We start from the raw sequence: 19,552 nt of genomic DNA, 5'->3' as shown, positions 1-19,552 counted from the left end.
AGAAAGGGGAATGCTACACTAGTGCCACAAGAGGGAGCTCGTAGGCGGGCTGAGAGGAAGTAATCAACTTCGACCTTTATAACCTGATTTGGGTAATGCCAACGTAGGGATTCATATAGGATGATTGCATAGTTCCGAGCCTATACCTGTTGGTATAGGCTCTTTTTGCGCGCAATGAGCCCTTACAATCCCTCCGCTTACGAGACAAAGGAGGAACAAAAATGAATTACACCACACAAATGGATGCCGCAAGAAAAGGCATTCTGACAAAGGAACTGACGGCAGTAGCTGAACACGAGCAATGGGAGCCGGAAAAGCTCCGGGAGCTGGTAGCAGAAGGAAAAGCCGCCATTCCGGCAAATAAGAACCACAGCTGTTTAAAGCCCAGCGGGATCGGCTCCATGCTGAGTACAAAGATCAATGTGAATCTGGGAACCTCCAGGGATTTGAATGACCTGGACATGGAGCTTGAGAAAGTAAAGGACGCAGTTCTCATGGGAGCAGAGTCCATTATGGACCTAAGCTCCTTTGGGGATACCCGGAAATTCCGCAGGAAGCTGACGGCCGAATGTCCGGCTATCATTGGCACGGTTCCGATCTACGATGCTGTGGTTTACTATCACAAGCCTCTTCGGGAAATCACCGCTGAGGAATGGATACGGATCGTGGAAATGCACGCGGAAGACGGGGTGGACTTTATGACCATTCACGTTGGAATCAACAAGCAGACTGCCAGGCGGTTCAAGGAAACAAAACGGCTGACCAACATTGTTTCAAGAGGCGGGTCTATCGTCTTTGCCTGGATGGAGATGACCGGTGAAGAGAATCCCTTTTATGAGCATTATGACCGCATTCTGGAAATCTGTCAGAAGCATGACGTGACCTTAAGCCTGGGAGACGCCTGCCGTCCGGGATGCATTGAAGATGCATCTGATATTTCCCAGATCGAGGAGCTGGTGACTCTTGGGGAACTGACAAAAAGGGCATGGGAGAAACATGTACAGGTAATTATTGAAGGCCCCGGCCATATGCCTTTGGATCAGATTGCAGCTAATATGAAAATACAGCAGACCATCTGCAAGGGTGCACCCTTTTATGTTCTGGGACCCCTTGTCACAGATATTGCGCCGGGATATGACCATATCACCGCTGCCATCGGAGGAGCAGTGGCAGCTGCTGCCGGAGCGGCATTTCTCTGCTATGTAACTCCTGCAGAGCATTTGAAGCTGCCGGATGGAGCAGATGTGAAAGAAGGAATCGTTGCCGCCCGGATTGCGGCCCATGCGGCTGATATTGCCAAAGGCATCAGGGGCGCAAGGGAGTGGGATCATAAGATGAGCGATGCCAGGAAACGGCTGGATTGGGAAGCCATGTTCCAACTGGCTATTGACCCGGAAAAAGCCAGACGCTACCGGGCAGCGTCAAAACCGGAAAAAGAAGATACCTGCTCCATGTGCGGCAATTTCTGTGCCATGAAAAATATGAACCGGATTCTGGACGGGGAAATCGTCAATATTTACGATGAATGATAGCTTATGAAAATTTTTAAATTACATAAACAGGAGGAATTTTCATGAATGATCGAATATCACCTACTATTTGTAGCAATTCTTCTGCTGCCTCCAGGGTGCGGGTGAAAAAGCTGGTGGTCAGCGGAATGCTGACAGCCCTTACGGTAGCCCTCTCCGGCTTTTCCATTCCGGTGGGAGCTTCTAAATGCTTTCCAATACAGCACCTGGCTAATGTCCTGGCAGGGGTGTTCTTAGGACCCATCTATGGCGTTTCCATGGCTTTCTCCGCTTCTCTTATACGGAATCTTATGGGAACCGGAAGTCTGCTTGCCTTTCCGGGAAGCATGGCAGGGGCATTTCTCGGGGCCTGTCTGTTTCAAAAGACCAGGAAGCTTTTGCCGGCTTATCTTGGGGAAGTAATTGGGACAGGGCTCATCGGTGGGCTGCTCTGCTATCCGGTGGCAGCCCTTCTCATGGGAAAAGAAGTAGCCGTCTTTTTCTTTGTAGCTCCGTTTTTCATGAGCACCCTGGCGGGGACCATACTGGCTGCGGTCTTACTGGCAATGCTGCGCCGCCTTGGCCTGTTCTCCTATTTTGAACGGCTCATCAACGAATAGGAGGATGTTGAATATGAATAGGAAGTTTCATGATTCCCTGGCCGGGCTGGTCCGGGAAAAGAAGCCCATCGTCCACTGCATCACCAACTATGTGACGGCAGGAGACGTGGCAAATATCATTCTGGCCTGCGGCGGTTCTCCCATTATGGCGGACCAGCCGGAAGAAGCTTCAGAAATATCCGCCCTGTCCGACTGCCTTCTTTTAAACATAGGAACCCCCAAAGAGACTACAGAAGCTGCAATGATAAAGGCCGGGCTGGAAGCAAACCGGCGAAACCACCCGGTCATCTTTGACCCGGTAGGAATCGGCGCATCCCGTTACAGGACCGAAATGGCTCTTTCCCTTCTAAAAGAAGTAAAAGCAACTGTTATCAGGGGAAATGCGTCAGAGCTTAGGATCCTGTTAAAGGAACTGACCGGAAAAAATGGAAAAAGCGGAAACAGCTCTGATTCCTCAGCCCGGGGAGTTGATGCTTCTTTTTCTGATGAAATAAGGGAAGATACCATGGAGGCTCTTAAGGAAACAGCCAGGGCACTGAGTGCTGCAACCGGGGCTGTGGCCGTCATGACCGGGGCCATTGATATCGTAACTTCCGGGAAGGAAACCTGTCTTATCAGGAACGGCTGTCCCCAAATGACCCGTATTGCGGGAAGCGGCTGTATGCTGGACGGTATCATTGCCGCCTATGTGGCATCCGCCGGGCCTGCCTCCTCCCAACACGCCGTTTTCCAGGCAGCCGCTCTTGCCACGGCTGCCGCCGGCCTTTGCGGGGAGCGGGCTGCTAAAAAAACGGAGACACTCCAGGCTGGTACAAGCAGCTTCCGCTGCTGCTTTATTGATGAGATAAGCCTTCTGGATGACAGCACCTTAAAAGGAGGGATAAACATTGAAGTTTCATAAAGACATGCTGCTCCTGTATGCGGTAACAGACCAGACATTTACAGGAGAAAAAACCTTAGAAGCCCAGATCGAAGAAGCTCTTTCTGCCGGGGTGACCCTTCTCCAGCTCCGTGAAAAGCACATGGATAAAAACGCATTTCTGGAAGAAGCCATTATGGTCCGCCAGATTACCAGGCGTTACAAAATCCCGCTGATTATCAACGATGATGTGGAAACCGCCCTTAAGTGCGATGCGGACGGCGTACACGTAGGACAGGAGGATTTACCTCCGGCAGAGGTCCGCCGGCTCATGGGGCCGGACCGCATTCTGGGCGTAACTGCTAAAAACATAGACCAGGCGAAAAGGGCATGGCTAGACGGGGCTGATTATATAGGCGCAGGAGCCATATTCCCAAGTTCCACAAAAAAGGATGCCATTCCCTTATCCCTGGAACAACTGTCTGGAATCTGCCGCTCCGTTCCTATTCCTGTAACGGCAATCGGAGGAATTACCGCAGAAAATGTCTCCAGTCTGAAAGGAACCGGCGCAGCCGGGGCCGCGGTGGTTTCCGCCATATTCGGACAAAAGGATATTACCGAGGCCGTCCATCGCTTAAAAGAGCAGCTTTTAAAGGTGGTGAGCCAATGAGCCTGATTCTCCCTTCCTTCCTCACCATAGCAGGCACCGATCCCAGCGGCGGCGCCGGAATACAGGCGGATTTAAAGACCGCAGCGGCTCTGGGTGTCTATGGCTCCAGCGTTGTTACCGCCCTGGTCGCACAAAATACTACAGGTGTTTTTCTGACGGAACCGGTTGGCCAGGAGATGCTTGCCGCCCAGCTTGAGGCCGTGTTTACCGATATTCCGCCGCAAGCTGTAAAAATCGGCATGGCCGGGACCTCCGTTTCTATAGAAATCATTGCAGAAAAGCTGAGAAAGTATAACCAATCTCCCGTGATCGTGGACCCGGTCATGGTATCAACCAGCGGACATTCTCTTTTAAACCCAGAGGATGTTAATGCTTTAACAAGCAGACTGTTCCCGCTGGCAGCATTGGTTACCCCCAATATACCGGAAGCAGAAGCCCTTTTATCCACAAAAGGGCGGCGGATATGCACTGGAAAAGACATGGAAAAAGCCGCCTTGGAGCTCTCCCAGGTATTTCAGACTTCTTTCCTGTTAAAAGGAGGACACAATGACCAGGGGGCTGACGATGTTCTATGCTGTAACGGATCTGTCACCTGGTTTTCAGGTAAACGGATCAACAATCCAAATACCCATGGAACCGGATGTACCCTGTCCTCTGCCATTGCCTGCGGACTGGCTGCAGGCATGGGGCTGGAAGATAGCATCTGCGCGGCAAAGTCCTATTTAAACGGAGCCTTAAAGGCCGGATTAAAGCTGGGAAAGGGGCGGGGGCCTTTGTGGCACGGTTGGAAAACAGAAACCATTCCGCTGAGTGAAACGAAAAGGAAATAAAAACGAGAAACTGTAAAGAAAGCTATTATGCCGGTTATGGCGGGAAGCATCACCTGCTCCCGCCATAACAGACAGTTTCATTTGCTTTCCAGTTTCCTATAAAGATCAATGATCTCTTCGGCCATGACCTTAAAGACCTCTGCGCTCATCATCTGATCCTCCGCATGAGTCAGGATAAGCCCCATAGACACCGGCTCTCCTGCCGCTTCTCTCTGTATCAAATCCCCATGAGGCAGGTGCCCCTGCTTCATCATTTCATCTCCCTCTGCGATCAGACTTTCCGCCTCTTCATATCTTCCTTGTTTTGCTTTTTGCACTGCTTTAATATAATTTGATTTTGCTCCGCCTGCCGCAGTGATCAGCTGAAAGCAAATAAGTTCCATTTCCTGCATCTTTCCACCTTTTCTCTCTGCACAGAAACAATCAACCCTGGGTTTGATGTTCCTGTTTTTCATACATTTTGTCAATCACCCTGATAAAAGGCAGATATACGAAGAATGACAATGCCAAAATCACCACCTGCAGCAATGCCGTTCTCCAGCCTCCGATTAAAAATCCTGAGATAATGGGCGGGCACGTCCATGGCACCAGAATCCCTTTGTACATGGGGCAAAGTCCCGTATAAATCGCCAGATACTGAATGATTCCCGACAGTACGGGCATCAGCATGAAGGGAATTGCCATAATAGGGTTCAACACGATCGGTGTGCCGAAAAGCACCGGCTCATTGATGTTAAAGAACGCAGGACCGATCCCCAGCTTGCCGACCTGCTTGCACTGGGTAGATTTGGCAAAGAATGTAAGGTATATGACCACGCCAATGGTGATCCCTGCCCCTGTAACCGTTATAAACTGATCCAGAAACTGCTGGGTAACAATATGTCCGCCATTTGCCAGAGTCAGCTCCCGGCCGCTGTCAATAATTGCCTGATTTGCGGCAGTGTTGGCAGTAAGAATGGGGCCCATAATTCCCCCCACAAGAGTGGAGCCATGAATGCCGAAGAACCAGAAAAACGGAATCAAAAATCCCATGGCAATGACTCCGCCAAAGGAATCCGTCAATCCCTGCAGCGGAATCTGAATGCTCTTATAGATCCACTCCATCGGGGTTGTGCCAAACATGTTTTTTACAATTGCAAAGATAATAGAGGCCGTGATAATGATCACCGCGCCGGGAACCAGAGCCGTAAAAGAGGTGGTCACTCCTTCCGGAACTCCCTCCGGCATTTTAATGGTGATATTTTTCTTTAAAAATACCGTATAAATCCAGCCTACAATGAGTCCGATGATGATCGCGCCGATCATTCCCTGTCCGCCGGTCCAGGTCTTAAAAATAACACCCACAGAAGCCCCCTCCTGGCTGGTCACCTGGGAAGGCTGAAGCAACAGATAAGTACACAGGGAAATCACCCCTGCCGGCATCCCGTTATATCCCTCATTTTTTACATAGGTATAAGCAATACCAACGGAAGCGATCAAAGCCATAATATTGAAGGTGCTTTCAAATGCCTGATTCAACACCGGCGTAATGCCTGCTGCCTTCAGCCAGTCGGAAAAGGGCGTATATGGAAAGTTTGCCAAAAGCAGAAAAATAGAGCCGATGATCATCATGGGCATGGAGTACAGCAGCCCATCCTTTAATCCCCGAATAGCCTTTGTATTAATAAATACCATTATTTTAGGAACTACTTTATTATGTAAAAAATCTTTCATTCTCACTGTCCCTCGCTTTCTCTTTTCATTTACCGGCTATTTTCCGTGCAAACTCCAGGACCTTTTTTCCATTGCACATGCCGTAATCGATCATGGGGATCACATCCATTGGAACCTGATGACTTTCACATGTCTTTGAAACCTTGTCCTTTAAGTATCCCACCTGGGGTCCAAGCAGCGCACAGTCCACTCCCCCCAGATTTTCATCCAGGTCATTAACCGGAAATGCCATAATATCTGCCTCCAGCCCTTCCTCTGCGGCTGCCTGCCTCATTTTACTCACCAACAGGCTTGTAGACATTCCCTGATTGCAAAATAAACGAACCTTTATCATACCTTTTCCTCCTATAATTCCTCTCCGTTTGTTTTGATTACCTTCTGGAACCAGTAAAAGCTTTCTTTTCTCGTCCTTTCTCCTGTTCCGTTTCCCTGATTGTCCTTATCCACATAGATGAATCCGTAGCGCTTCTCCATCTCCCCTGTCCCTGCGGATACCAGGTCAATGCATCCCCATGGAGTATATCCCATAAGATCCACGCCATCCTGGTCCGCACATTTTTTCATTGATTCGATATGGGCCTTTAAATATTCGATCCGGTATCCGTCATGGATCATGCCGTCATCTGCCGGCCGGTCATAGGCACCGAAGCCATTTTCCACGATAAACAGGGGAAGCCCGTACCTGTCGTACAGCCAGTTCATGGTGTAGCGAAGCCCTTCCGGATCAATGGGCCATCCCCACTGGCTCGCCTTTACATAAAGATTTTCCACCCTGTCTCGACCCTCCCGGTAATCATAATCAGGATTATCATCCCTGTGCTTTACAGTAAAGGACATGTAATAGCTGAACCCGATATAATCCACACAGCCCGCCTTAAGCGCCTCTAAGTCTTCCGGTGTAATATCCAGAGCCAGACCCTTCCGTTTCCAATACGCCTTTATGTATTCCGGATATTGTCCTCTTACATGGACATCTGCAAACCAGCAGCGTTTCTGCATGGAAGACATGGCCATCATCATATCTTTTGGATTACAGGAGTATGGATAAATGGGACACATGGCCATCATACATCCGATCTTAAAATCAGGATTTATCTCATGTCCTGCCTTTACTGCCAGGGCTGATGCTGTCAGCTCATAATGGGCCGCCTGGTACATAAGATGTTCCCTGTCATCCCCTTCCTTAAAAAGAAGTCCTGAGTTGGTAAATGGCCCAAAGTCTCCTTCATAATCTGCCTGGTTATTGATCTCGTTAAAGGTCATCCAATAGGCCACCTTATCCTTGTACCGTTCAAAACATGCTTTGGCAAACTTCACGAACAGTTCCACACAGATGCGGCTTTTAAAGCCGCCGTACTTAACCACCAGTTCATAAGGCATTTCAAAATGGGACAGGGTCACTACCGGCTGGATCCCATGCTTTCTGCACTCATCAAACAGGCTGTCATAAAAACGGAGGCCTTCTTCATTGGGTTCTGACTCTTCTCCCGTAGGAAAAATCCTGGTCCAGGCAATGGAGGTTCGGAAACACTGAAAACCCATTTCCGCAAAAAGAAGGATATCTTCTTTATAGCGGTGGTAAAAATCAATGCCCTCATGGTTGGGATAATATTTTCCCTCTATGATTCCATCTGTGATCTCCCGTTCCTTTCCATTGGCTCCGGCTGTCATCACATCGGCAACGCTGATGCCTTTGCCTCCTTCCTTCCAGGCTCCTTCCAGCTGATGGGCTGCCACTGCGCCTCCCCACAGAAAATCCTTTCTCAGCATAAGTATTGTTTTCCTCCTTCAATCATTTATCATTATGGTATCATCAGACCTGACAAAACTCCAACGCAAAAAATACCACATTCAATCTGGCAGTTCCTCTCCAGTCCGAATGTGGTACTCTTATTCTTCCAGCAGATCCAGTAAAGTCTCATACTCCGGTTCCTGTATCAACCGGTTCACCGCCTCCTTATTAAGGGCAAACCGTGCGGTGGTTTCATAGAAGGTCTGACGGTTTTTGTCCTCTTTTCTTCCTATTGATATCAGCAGGACGATCCGGACCGGAAGCTTGTTCCAGATGACCGGTTCTTTCAGGACCGCCACATAAGCAAAGGTTTCCTCCGAAGCGATCTGGTTCGGATGGGGGAGGGTGATATAATTTCCATAATCCATCTGGGCAAAGGTCTCCCGCTCAAGCACCAGCTCATAGAAATTTTCATCCACCTTTTCCTGCTTCCTAATCACGCCGCACAGATACTTTAATATGTCTTCCTTATACGTCCCTTCCACCCCTGTAAGGAGCCGCTCCGGAGTATAATACCGCTTTATGATCCCCCGGCTGTTGCCTCTTCTAAGGGTCCGTGTGATCTTCTGGATATCATCCGCCTCCAGAAACGCCCCTACCTCCACAATTGGCACCGGAACTTCCATGGTGATGGGGACGGCAGAAAAGATATAATCGATCTTCTGAAAATCAAAATGCTCCAGCTCCAGAAGATCGCAGACATAGATATTCCTTAAATATCCGGAAAATTCATTTTCATATTTGTATTTTAATAACCGGGAGCTTCCCTTTCCCGTGCTACACACCACAAGAATATCCGAACAGGGATCCATCTTGTCCTTTTCTAAGGCCAATTGGAAAATCAGGGCAAAATATCCGATTTCATCCTCGGAAATATCCTTTTTATAATGTTTCCTAAGAACTCCTACCGCTTCATAGGATATCTGATATGCCAGGCAATACCTTTGCTTGATTTCTTCCAGGATAGGGTTTTTCAGCGGAATATCAAACCGGATCCTGATATCAAAGGGAACCAGATGCTGGTTTAAGGTCATGCGTATCTCAAAATTATTATGCATTTCCAGCCCGTATTCCCTGCTCACCAGCTCCATCATGGCCAGGGCCAGCTGGTCGGTCTGCTCCCTGATCACAAAATTGGTGTCATTTTCCAGGGTGCTTCCGATCATCCTTTTTCCGGCCAGATAGAGTAAGAGGTAATGTTCCTCATCAGCCGTATAGGTGATCGGTTCCTGGTTCTCCACAACAGAAATAAGCTCCCGGATAAGGGCGGATTCCTTTCCTCCTATTTCCGGCAGGCTTTCCTTTTCCATCTGAAGATAAAAGCCGGACTTCATCCGCTTTCTGGCCACATAGGTATATTCCACAAAATTCTCAAAGGCAATCTCGGAAAGGCGGATCCCATACTTCTTTAAAAGGTCTTTTATGACTTCTGCCAGATGGATCAGTTCACTTTCCTGATGGCTGATATCCACCCCGGTCAAGCCTTGGCGTTTGATAAAATAGTCGCTTAACAGCCTGCGGATATCAAATTCCGCACCTTGGATCCTGATTCCGTAATTAGGCTTCCGGTCAATGGAAAGGCCGTAGCGCTTTAATATTCCTTCCACCGATTTAAGAGAATTGGACAGGGTGGATTTTGAAACATAGAGAAAATCACAAAGCTCTTCTATCTTGATATAATCCATCCTGGATACCAGATATGCAAGCAAATATTCTCTTCTCTCACTTTCTCTCTCCGGAAAATGTTCCGTATTTTCTGTTTCTGCCTTTATGTATGCGTCAAATTTCTCCTGGTCATGAATCCGAAGTATATAACCAAATCTCGCTTTTGAGCTTATTTCCGCTCCATGGCCTTCCAGCAGCCCGCTTAAATCCTTCAGTCTCAGCCGTACCGTCTTCACACTGACCTTCAGCCCTTTGGCCAATGTCAAAGCCGTTCTGTATTCTTCCTGACTCAAGAGCATCAGCAATTCCTGCAACTGTTTCCAAAGCATAGCCGTCTCCTTCAAACTTTTGGTCCACAAAACCTTATTATCAGCATAACATGGCAGGCATAACTTTTCCATTCACATTTTTACCACATTAATTCTGGTAATTACAGGAGCGAGGGCCGGGATCCTCCTTCCACGGGTTTTATCCCAAAAAGCAGTGCCGGACGCCTGGAATTGCCAGGCACCGGCACTGCTGTCGATTGTTTCTGTTAATATTTACTGCCGGACGTATAATCATCCGCCGGTTCTATAAAAGAGCCTGAGGCATCATGAGCTGAAATCCTTTCCCCTGCATCTCTAAGTTTAAATCTGTTCACCAGACTCTTTAACATATGTGCCTGTCCAGAAAGCTCTTCGCTTGCCGCCGCACTTTCTTCTGCTGTTGCGGAGTTGGTCTGGACTACGGCTGAAATCTGCTCAAGTCCTGCTGCAATCTGGTTTACCGCAAAAGACTCTTCATCAGAAGCTTTCGCAATCTGCCGGATTCTTTCTTCCACGTTTTTAGAGGTATCTACAACAGTAAGAAGAGATCCGGCGGCTTTATCCGCCAGCAATCTGCCCTTTTCAATTGAATCCACGGTGCTTTCAATCAATGCGGTGGTATTTTGGGCAGCCTCGGCCGATTTTCCGGCAAGGTTTCGCACCTCATCCGCTACCACAGAAAATCCCTTTCCTGCCTCGCCGGCACGGGCAGCTTCCACAGCGGCGTTTAAAGCCAGGATATTGGTTTGGAATGCAATGTCATCAATGGTCCTGATAATTTTTCCGATCTCACGGGAGGTATCTGTGATTTCCTCCATTGCCTTCATTAACTGCTGCATTTGCTGGTTGCTTTCCGCTACCTCCTCTCCTGATTCTTCTGATAAGCGGCTTGCCTGCTTGGCATTGTCCGCATTATTTTTGATCCTTTCAGAAATTTCCATTATAGTGGAAGTAAGCTCTTCCACGGAGCTTGCCTGTTCTGTAGCTCCCTGGCTCAGTGTCTGCGCACTGTCTGACATCTGCCCTGCTCCTGCTGATACCTCGTCGGAAGCAGTATTAATTTCCCCAAGGGTATCGCTTAAATTGCGGTTAATGGTCCTCATGGCGATTAATATCTCCCGATAATCGCCGATGTACTTTTCCTCATATTTCGTTTTGATTCTGAAATTGCCGCTGCTCATTTCATCCAATAAATATTTAATATCCTGAATGATGGTCCTTAAGTTCTCCGCCATTTCCATAAAGGTCCTGGAAAGGACGCCGATCTCATCATTGCTTTGTGCGTCTATCTGTATCGCCAGGTTACCGGAAGCGATTTCAGCAGCGGCAGAAACCACGCCGTCAATTGGCTTCAGTGCTTTTCTTAAAACAAAGATAACAATGGCGACCACAGCCATAAGAGACAAAACAGAAACAATCACAATCGTAGCCGTCAATATTTTTGTATCTTTATTTAAGTCAGAAGTATCCAATGCGGTCAGCGCCCACCAATGGGTTCCCTCCACATCAATGGGGTAGAAAAAACGGGATTCTTTATGTCCATCCTTACGGACAGTGGTACAGGAGAAGGCTTTTCCCGAAGCTGCTCCATCTGTGATCTTCTGCATATCCTTTGGATCTTTTAAAAGTTCAGCCAGATTATGGCCAATATCAGCCTCAGATACACTGTCATATACCGTTGTAAAATCATCCGTAAGAATACCAACATAAAGTGTCTTATAATCTTCGGACGAAGTAGTTATTCTACTAAAATGGCCAACGTCAATATCAGCTAAAATCACTCCCTGAAACTCATTTTTATACATAACGGGGTATGCAGCAGTGATCATGGTAACGCCCTGGTATTCATAAGGCTTTGTGAAATAAGGCTTGCCGGTTTCTTTTACAGGCATATAATATTCCTTATTGCTGTAATCACTGTATGTACCAAAAGGCTGCACATTTTTATTGACAGCATCCTCACTGCTCACATAAAACGCATAATCCTCTATATTTTTATCAAACTTGCCTGGTTCAAAAAAGATTCCGAACCCAACAATATCCTCATCTGCCACAATGGCAGAGCACATGCTGTTAATCAGATAATTTTCTACTTCAATGTTTAAATCAGACATTTCCGTGTGATATACTGCGCTCTTTACCCTGGCATTTTCGGACGAAGAGATGACCACAGTCCCCTGGTCATATGTCTTGCTAATATAATCCTGCATTGCTGACGCCTGTTTTGATGCGGCATCCATGATCGCCTGTACCTGGTTTCCATTTGCATGGGCCAGATTCGTAAGCTCAGAGCGGGCCGCCGTGCTGGTTTCATGGCTTGACAGACTGACGGTTATAATACTTAAAATGGCAAATACCATAAGCAATGCGGCTGTGATCACAATTGCAATTTTCTCTGAAATTCTCCTGTATCTATTCCGATGCGTGTTTCTTTTTCCAATTTTCATGTGTATTTTCCTCATATCAGTATTTTGTGAAAATTCAGATGTTTTAAATGAAACGGATTTTAAAACATCATGGATATGCCTGTCATGAAAGATCAGGACAGTCTCTATGGTTTTTTATCCAGGGGAAAGGGCACCCCTGTTTGTACAGACTTTTTTAAGTAATCTACCCATTGAACCGGATCTTTTCGTTTGACATATACGTTAAAATCGCTTTTATTATTGAATTCTTCCACTTTTACATCTCCTCCCCATAATCAGCTCATGTTCCTCAGTAGCAAAAAGGTACACCTTGGTATCACTGGCAAAATGTAAAGAAAATAAGAATAATATGTGCAAAATATGTTGTATTTTGTCGCAATAATGCGTATAATATACGTAGTATTTTTATGCTGTTTTCATTTGATAAAAAGGTGTACCTTTTTATCAAATAATCTAATGGTATTAATTATCATTTTGTATGCAAAATCCCGGCAAAACAAACATTACTTACTCGTCTGGTTTTCATTTTTATATTTTGACCTGAAGGCTTTTGTTTTCATAAATACTAATATAGTAGAATATTCCCTTGACCTCATGCCATAATTAAGAATGACAGGAGGTTATTTTTAATGAAAAATTTTTATGGATACATGAGGGTCTCCTCATTAGAGCAAAACACGGAACGGCAAAAGGTAGAACTTCTGCGCTGGGGCATTATTGACAAGAACATTTTTTGCGACAAATTGTCAGGAAAAGATTTTAACAGGCCCCAATATCAAAAGTTAAAAAGAAAATTGAAAGAAGGAGATGTCCTTGTTGTAAAAAGCATTGACCGTCTTGGAAGAAATTACGATGACATACAGGAAGAGTGGCGGGAAATCGTGAAAACAAAAAAAGCTGATATCGTGATCCTGGATATGCCCATTCTGGACACAAGAACAAATAAAGATTTAATCGGTACCCTGATATCCGACATTGTCCTCCAGCTCCTTTCCTATGTGGCACAGGCGGAGCGGGAAAACATCAAACAGCGGCAGGCAGAAGGGATCGCCCTTGCAAAAGCACAGGGAAAGCATCTGGGGCGTTTTCCAACCCCCATTCCAGAGGAATTTTACCCTGTCTACGAAAAATGGCAGCAGCGGGTCTATACCCTTGAGACCGCCAGCAATGAACTGGGCATCACTGTCAGCCAGTTCAGGACAATGATCAAAAAACACAAGTCAAAAAACAAAGACTTTTAAAACATGATTCCATATAACATAAAGCAGGCAGAACCGCTGCTTTTTATCAACGATCCTGCCTGATTTAACAAACACAGATTTTATTTTACATATGTGAAAGAGCAACAGGAACCAGTCTCACTTCAAAAACAAATTCTTCATCATCAAGCCGGTATTCTTTCCGAAGCTCCGGCCCGCAGCTTGCGGAGCCGATCCCGTCCTGACGGTAATCCAGGCAGAGGACCGTAAAGCCCGATGGTGCCAGTTCAAAATTGTGGGCCTTTTCTGTCAATTCCTCCTGAGTATAGACCGATGCATTAAAGGAAAAAGCCTGCTGTGAGACTGCCGAGAGGGAAACTCCCCCGCCATTTATTGTCACAAAATCACAATCGCTCCTGCTTCCATTCTCCTGCGGCCTTAAATAATCCTCATGCATTTCCTTTACTCCGGAAGTAAATAGCCCGTGATAGCTTGCCCGTCTCTTATCCATGTAGTTTTCTACAGGTCCCAGGCCATAATAGGTCACCTGATCCATTGTCTTTGGAAGGAAAAGGCGAAGGCCGAACCTTGGAAGCTCCGGGAATTCCATGTCCCTTTTTACATGAAGCCTTCCATCTAAAATCCCATCCTTACCAATGGTCCACACAGCCTTGATCATCAAGATTTTCTGGACCACAGCCGCAGTAACGGACAATACGGTACTTATTTTCACCTGCCCGTCCTTTACCTCGCAGGAGGTTTCATAAGCCCTGGATATTGCCCGGTCATAATGGGCCTCCATCCACTTATTCTTTATATATCTGTCATTATCCGTTGGCGCTCTCCAGATGTTATATTCCATGGGACGTTCCAGAAGGATTTTGTTTTCAAGCACCATGCCCTCAAAACAGCCGGTCAGCTTGTTATAGGTATAAGCAAAGTTTGTTCCGTCTATGAAAAGGTAACGGTCATCTTCCCGTACCGTGGGGCACGCCCTTTCTCCTTCTTTTGTTTCCCGTTCCTTTAGCAGGAAAACCCCTGTCTGGTTTCTCATATCTTCATTTTTAAGGAGTATCTCATCAAAGCCTAAAAGGCTTCCGGCTTTTAAAAGGGCGGTATTCTGCTTTAATAAATACTGGATCTTCAGATAGCATTTTCCCTTTTTAGGAACCTCAAAGTCCAGAGTCAAGCTTTCTATGCCATGAGGCCTTATTTCCGGTAAATCCCCTTCGCCAAGGATCCCCTTTTCAGTGAACTCTCCGTCACAGGTCACCTCATACCCAATAACCGCATAATCCTTCAGTCCGGTAAAATCCATGCGGTTTTGAAGCACTAGCTCCTTCTTTTCCTGATCAAAGGATACCAGCCTTGCCGGGCGGTACACATTTTTAAATTCCATCAGCCCGGTGTGAGGCCTTCGGTCCGGGTATACCAGGCCATCCATGCAGAAATTGCCGTCATGAGGGTATTCTCCATGGTCTCCACCATAAAGGTACATGGGTTTTCCATCCAAGGTTCTTCCCTGATAGATGGCATGGTCGCACCACTCCCATACAAAACCGCCGCAAACCTGGTCATACTGGTCAAACACCTTAAAATAATCTTCCAGATCGCCAGGTCCGTTGCCCATGGCATGGCTGTACTCACACAGGATAAAAGGCTTTCTTGCATTTCTTCCAATGTATTCATGGATCTCTTCCAGCTTCGGATACATACGGCTGTATAAATCCAGATTGGAAAAATCATAGGTCTTGTTCCTGTCACGGTAACGGGCTGCCTCATAATGGGTGAGCCGGGAAGGATCAAAAGCCTTAGTCCAGGCCAAAGCCGCTTCAAAGGTGCAGCCATAAGCGCATTCATTCCCCATGGACCAGATCACCACGCTTGGCCGGTTCTTATCCCGTTCTACCAGAAGCTTTGCACGGTCAACCGTGGCCTGGGTGAACTCCGGATTATCTGCAATAGCCCTGTTCCACCGTTCATGCACAGCCTCCGTGGAATTGTCGTCCATATAGACGCTATTGGTTCCGTGGCTCTCATTGTCAGCCTCGTCAATGACATAGAAGCCGTACTCATCACACAGCTGGTAAAACTGAGGCCTATTGGGATAATGACTGGTACGGATGGCATTGACATTATGCTCCTTCATGAGCCTTAAATCCTTTTTCATCTGTTCCAGGCTGATGACAAACCCTGTCACCGGATCACTGTCATGGCGGTTGACGCCATGGAATTTGATCTTTTCCCCGTTTAAATAGACCACTCCATCCCTTATGGTAATTTCCCGGATTCCCAGGCAGTCCACGATCACCTCATTCCCACACTCCAGAACAAGGGTATAAAGGTATGGCTGCTCTGCATTCCAAAGCACCGGATTTTCTATGGTCAAATGAAGTCTGCCATCCTGAGGGAATCCTTCCTGGCTGGCGGCAAGCTTCCCATTGGAATCATATACCAGCGCCTTTACCGGAATCTCTTTTCCAAAAAAGGTGATTACCGCCTGAATATGAGCCTGATTCTCTTCCCTGGAGGTTGTGAAAAAATAATCAAAAATTCCCTCCTCCGGTCTCTTTAAAAGATACACATCCCGGAAAATGCCGGTCATGCGGAACTTATCCTGGTCTTCTAAGTAGCTTCCGTCACACCATTTTAAAACAAGGACAGCTAAGGTATTTTCTCCTTCACGGATCAGTCCTGTCACATCAAATTCGCTGGTGGCATGGGATACCTGGCTGTATCCCACATAGCTTCCGTTCAGCCACACATAAAAGCAGGAATCCACGCCTTCAAAGTTTAAGTAAGCCCTGGGGGCATTCTCGTCCCTTTCATAGACAAAATGGCGGACATAAGTCCCGCAGGGGTTTTCAGCCGGAACATAGGGCGGGTCCATGGGAAAAGGGTAACGGACATTGGTATACTGGTGCCTGTCATATCCATAGTTCTGGAAACAGCCGGGTACCGGGATATCATCATAATTTCCCGTATCATAGCCTTCCTGGAAAAATTCCTCTTTCACATCATAAATGCTGTCAAAATAACGGAATTTCCATGTCCCGTTTAAAAGCTTAAACCGGTCGGAATTTTCCCTGTGCTCCACAAGGTCAAACTGCGCCTGGGAAGCCGGAATGTAGTAGGCTCTGTTTGGCATAGTATTTTCATGAAGCAAGTGGAGATTTTCATAATGTTTGGGTACGATCATGGTCGCTTCCTCCTTCTGTTATTACCTTTCATTATAAAATAAAAAGGCAGAAAATCCATATCTCAGATTAGACAAAGTATGCACAAAATGATACTGTTCTTTTTACAATTTCTTTTAAATGCGTACTTTTCTGTTTAAAATCGAGATTCTAGAGACTTTTAACATCACCAACTACAACCATCTAAAAACAGTCAAAACCAAGCATCATGCAGTCAAAATGCAGTCAGAAAATGATATAATTCTATGAATGGGCGGGACCGGAATTTTCTGGATACCCGCCTGTACTTTTCTCAAAAAAGCCCCGGTTTCCCAGAGCCATTGTTTTACTTATTATATTCGTTTACTTCAAAATTAGAAATTTGTTCATATGCAAGGTAGTCTTTTCGACTCGTGAATGAAGCTTTGTTATAATCTTTTTCAATCATATAGGCTGGGCCTGAAGCCGCTTTGCTGTTATACCATGTGATAAAGTCGTTGATTTCATCCATGGTCATTTCATACTCCTTCCGCTCGCCGGTCACCATGGTAATGACGAGTAGAGCCCGATTTCCTGTAACTTGCACTGGGGCTATTTCTTTAATGGTAAAACCTGTATAAGTCACCATTTCCTGTGAAAAATTATAAAAACCAAATTTACCAGATTGATATGTCTTATCTGTAATAGTTATATCGTCTATTACTTTAGTTCCCTCTTTTACAACAATATTAATTTCTCCTTTATCTGTATATGTAAGTGCAAAATGATAAAGAGTTTTATGAGCGTAAGCAATATTATTGTGGTATAAAAGTTTTATTTTATTTTCAGTACCTGATGTTGACCATAGGTCAGCTTCATTAACAGCGGAATCTGTATTTACCACTTTAACACTCATTCCTTGTTTTCCGCTATCTCCAAAAATATTGTCATACCCACCTGCCTGTTTCCAGTCAAACAAATAATAATGGCCTACATCTTTATATCCAAAAACAAATCCTATAAAATCGTCATCACCTAATGTATCAACACTGAAAGATCCCTCTATTTTCGTATTTATGCAATCTACATCGCTTATAAATGCTGTAGCTTTAGAATGAAGAGTTTGTGTCACAGAAGTTTTTGTGTCATCTAGTTTCCAATTAGGATCTACAGGACCTTGACAATCCTTTGCTAAAATAACACTGCTCCAATTAGATAAATCCATCGGCTTAGCTTCGGTCGTATATGTATAAGCCGGCATCGTTGCAGAGAAGGTCATGGCAGGCGGCGCCTTAACTGCTATGGCTGCCTCTGCCGTGGTGATCCTCTGCGCTTGCATATACTGATTCCGGCGCTCTTTTGGTGATTTTCTCAATCTGTTCCCTCCTTTTGGGTAATAAAAAACCAACTACCGAATGTTGATAGTTGGTTATATGTATAATTTAATTTACTAATGGTTTATATGCAATGCCATCCATTTGGCACAGACAAGTCCGCCCCACGAAATCCGTGGTAGTTGTCATTCTTACTGGCGATCCATTTTTGAAATACTCTTTAAAAACATCGGCGGCCAATCTAAAATCTTTAATATCTCTAAGATAAAGATTTATCTGTACCACATCATCAAGTGTTGCTCCAACGGAAGAAAGTGTATTCGTCATACTTTCAAAAGTCTTTCGCATTTGGTGGACAATATCTTCTTTTTCTTGCCCTCCTCCATGATGAGCTAGGAAAATGTAATCACCAGCAATAATGCATGATGAACAAGTCTCATCTTCACAATGGGTCGGCATTCTTCTAATCATAATAAAATCTCCTTTCCCAAAACAGAACTAATGTTCTTTTACTATACCACACCAACTATCAATATGCAATTATCAAAGAACAATATTTCTTTCAAATTTCAGTTTATCGGATTAACACCAGCCCAAGGCTGATCTATGTCTTCGGTAATTCTGTTTGTTTCTTACTTTACGCTAAACAACTAATCTAGTAATTTACAATATCTTATTTTATGTTATAATTTTTTAAAAAGGAAAGTTGGTATTTTATGTCAATTATTGATACTATATTTTTAAATTTAAAATTTATAAAATTGAATAAAGAAGTAGAAATATCAAATGTACATAATTATATAAACTATTATAATGAATTAATTAATGTACATAGCATCAGCGCCTTAAGTGCGTGGTACAAGCAAGAATTAAATAATATAGATAATGTCATAAATGATATTGAGGCAAACTGTAAATTAAAAACTTCTTGCACCAAGGGGTGTTCAAGCTGTTGTAAGCAAGCTATCTACATTAATCCAGCAGAATATGAAGTATTAAAATACAAATTAAAAAAGTTAAACAATTCTGATAAGATTAGGCTGAAAAATTACGCCAAGGACATATGTAAACAAATAAAGAAAATGGATATTCCTTTAAAACTTACAGATGCTTCAGTAACTGAACAAATTGAGATAAATACTAAATATTTTGAGTTAAATAAGTCATGTCCATTTCTCGACAGTGCTAATAGCTGTAGCATTTATGAGATACGACCAGCCTCTTGTTGGGCATATAGAAAATATAACAAATCCAATGATTGTAATTTATCCTGTACTCCAAAATATGGTTATTCATATTCAACTCTTGATGCATTAGTCACAGAAAGATTTTATAACAATTCAAAATTACATTTGAGGCATAATGAGTATTATATCATTCCATATGCTTTAACTAAAATTTTATAGTCCATCAATATGACATAGTGTCAGAGTATTAATCCTAATTCCAGTAAACACGCCCGGCATACTGTAT

17 protein-coding genes and 1 riboswitch are annotated in these 19,552 nt (G+C 45.0%); of the genes, 7 read left to right on the top strand and 10 right to left on the bottom strand.

From position 1 onward, the window contains the following. Positions 1 to 20 precede the first annotated feature (20 nt). A riboswitch (TPP riboswitch) is annotated at positions 21 to 127 on the top strand. 94 nt (positions 128 to 221) lie between these two features. Genes thiC through thiD form a run of 5 tightly spaced genes read left to right on the top strand, consistent with a single transcriptional unit; the run spans position 222 to position 4,487 of the window. Continuing rightward, positions 222 to 1,529, top strand: a complete 1,308-nt coding sequence (thiC, locus tag ABFV83_RS20320) for a phosphomethylpyrimidine synthase ThiC (protein WP_349946501.1) — start codon at positions 222 to 224, stop codon at positions 1,527 to 1,529. A 44-nt stretch (positions 1,530 to 1,573) separates the two neighbouring features. Continuing rightward, positions 1,574 to 2,128, top strand: coding sequence for an energy coupling factor transporter S component ThiW (thiW, locus tag ABFV83_RS20315; RefSeq protein ID WP_349946499.1), 555 nt, complete (start codon positions 1,574 to 1,576; stop codon positions 2,126 to 2,128). Between the two features lie 13 nt (positions 2,129 to 2,141). Next, positions 2,142 to 3,029, top strand: coding sequence for a hydroxyethylthiazole kinase (gene thiM, locus ABFV83_RS20310; RefSeq protein ID WP_349946497.1), 888 nt, complete (start codon positions 2,142 to 2,144; stop codon positions 3,027 to 3,029). Beyond that, positions 3,016 to 3,657, top strand: coding sequence for a thiamine phosphate synthase (gene thiE, locus ABFV83_RS20305; protein ID WP_349946496.1), 642 nt, complete (start codon positions 3,016 to 3,018; stop codon positions 3,655 to 3,657). Before thiM ends, thiE begins: the two co-directional genes overlap by 14 nt. Further along, positions 3,654 to 4,487 (top strand): bifunctional hydroxymethylpyrimidine kinase/phosphomethylpyrimidine kinase, encoded by an 834-nt coding sequence (thiD, locus tag ABFV83_RS20300; protein ID WP_349946494.1) that lies wholly within the window; start codon positions 3,654 to 3,656, stop codon positions 4,485 to 4,487. Before thiE ends, thiD begins: the two co-directional genes overlap by 4 nt. A gap of 77 nt (positions 4,488 to 4,564) precedes the next feature. Here thiD and ABFV83_RS20295 read toward each other — a convergent pair whose 3' ends face one another. The 7 genes from ABFV83_RS20295 to ABFV83_RS20265 form a co-directional block, all read right to left on the bottom strand. Beyond that, positions 4,565 to 4,879 (bottom strand): PTS lactose/cellobiose transporter subunit IIA, encoded by a 315-nt coding sequence (locus ABFV83_RS20295; RefSeq protein ID WP_349946492.1) that lies wholly within the window; start codon positions 4,877 to 4,879, stop codon positions 4,565 to 4,567. 31 nt (positions 4,880 to 4,910) lie between these two features. Then, the gene (locus tag ABFV83_RS20290; RefSeq protein WP_349946490.1) at positions 4,911 to 6,200 is read right to left on the bottom strand and encodes a PTS sugar transporter subunit IIC; all 1,290 of its coding nucleotides are present in this window, start codon (positions 6,198 to 6,200) and stop codon (positions 4,911 to 4,913) included. 25 nt (positions 6,201 to 6,225) lie between these two features. Next, complete coding sequence (locus tag ABFV83_RS20285) at positions 6,226 to 6,534, bottom strand: PTS sugar transporter subunit IIB (RefSeq protein WP_349946489.1); 309 nt, start codon at positions 6,532 to 6,534, stop codon at positions 6,226 to 6,228. An 11-nt stretch (positions 6,535 to 6,545) separates the two neighbouring features. Continuing rightward, entirely contained in the window at positions 6,546 to 7,970 is a 1,425-nt protein-coding gene (locus tag ABFV83_RS20280; protein ID WP_349946488.1) for a 6-phospho-beta-glucosidase, read from the bottom strand. 120 nt (positions 7,971 to 8,090) lie between these two features. After that, complete coding sequence (locus ABFV83_RS20275; RefSeq protein ID WP_349946486.1) at positions 8,091 to 9,986, bottom strand: BglG family transcription antiterminator; 1,896 nt, start codon at positions 9,984 to 9,986, stop codon at positions 8,091 to 8,093. 206 nt (positions 9,987 to 10,192) lie between these two features. After that, the gene (locus ABFV83_RS20270) at positions 10,193 to 12,412 is read right to left on the bottom strand and encodes a methyl-accepting chemotaxis protein (RefSeq protein ID WP_349946484.1); all 2,220 of its coding nucleotides are present in this window, start codon (positions 12,410 to 12,412) and stop codon (positions 10,193 to 10,195) included. Between the two features lie 104 nt (positions 12,413 to 12,516). Beyond that, a complete protein-coding gene (locus ABFV83_RS20265) occupies positions 12,517 to 12,645 on the bottom strand; it encodes a hypothetical protein (protein ID WP_349946483.1) in 129 nt (42 codons plus the stop codon). Between the two features lie 375 nt (positions 12,646 to 13,020). Here ABFV83_RS20265 and ABFV83_RS20260 point away from each other — a divergent pair, with 375 nt between their 5' ends. Further along, positions 13,021 to 13,632 (top strand): recombinase family protein, encoded by a 612-nt coding sequence (locus ABFV83_RS20260; RefSeq protein WP_349946481.1) that lies wholly within the window; start codon positions 13,021 to 13,023, stop codon positions 13,630 to 13,632. Between the two features lie 85 nt (positions 13,633 to 13,717). On the opposite strand, the gene ABFV83_RS20255 is transcribed toward ABFV83_RS20260, so the two are convergent. The 3 genes from ABFV83_RS20255 to ABFV83_RS20245 form a co-directional block, all read right to left on the bottom strand. Beyond that, positions 13,718 to 16,789, bottom strand: a complete 3,072-nt coding sequence (locus tag ABFV83_RS20255; protein WP_349946480.1) for a glycoside hydrolase family 2 TIM barrel-domain containing protein — start codon at positions 16,787 to 16,789, stop codon at positions 13,718 to 13,720. A 323-nt stretch (positions 16,790 to 17,112) separates the two neighbouring features. Beyond that, complete coding sequence (locus tag ABFV83_RS20250; protein ID WP_349946479.1) at positions 17,113 to 18,120, bottom strand: hypothetical protein; 1,008 nt, start codon at positions 18,118 to 18,120, stop codon at positions 17,113 to 17,115. Positions 18,121 to 18,187: 67 nt separating this feature from the next. Next, positions 18,188 to 18,550 (bottom strand): RidA family protein, encoded by a 363-nt coding sequence (locus tag ABFV83_RS20245; RefSeq protein ID WP_349946477.1) that lies wholly within the window; start codon positions 18,548 to 18,550, stop codon positions 18,188 to 18,190. A 245-nt stretch (positions 18,551 to 18,795) separates the two neighbouring features. Between ABFV83_RS20245 and ABFV83_RS20240 the strand changes: the two genes are divergently transcribed. Beyond that, complete coding sequence (locus tag ABFV83_RS20240) at positions 18,796 to 19,485, top strand: YkgJ family cysteine cluster protein (protein WP_349946475.1); 690 nt, start codon at positions 18,796 to 18,798, stop codon at positions 19,483 to 19,485. The last annotated feature ends 67 nt before the right edge of the window (positions 19,486 to 19,552 follow it).

This window comes from Lacrimispora sp. BS-2, assembly GCF_040207125.1.
GTDB lineage: Bacteria > Bacillota > Clostridia > Lachnospirales > Lachnospiraceae > Lacrimispora.
The sequence above is the reverse complement of the archived record's forward strand: the minus strand, read 5'-3'. Positions and strand labels throughout refer to the sequence as shown.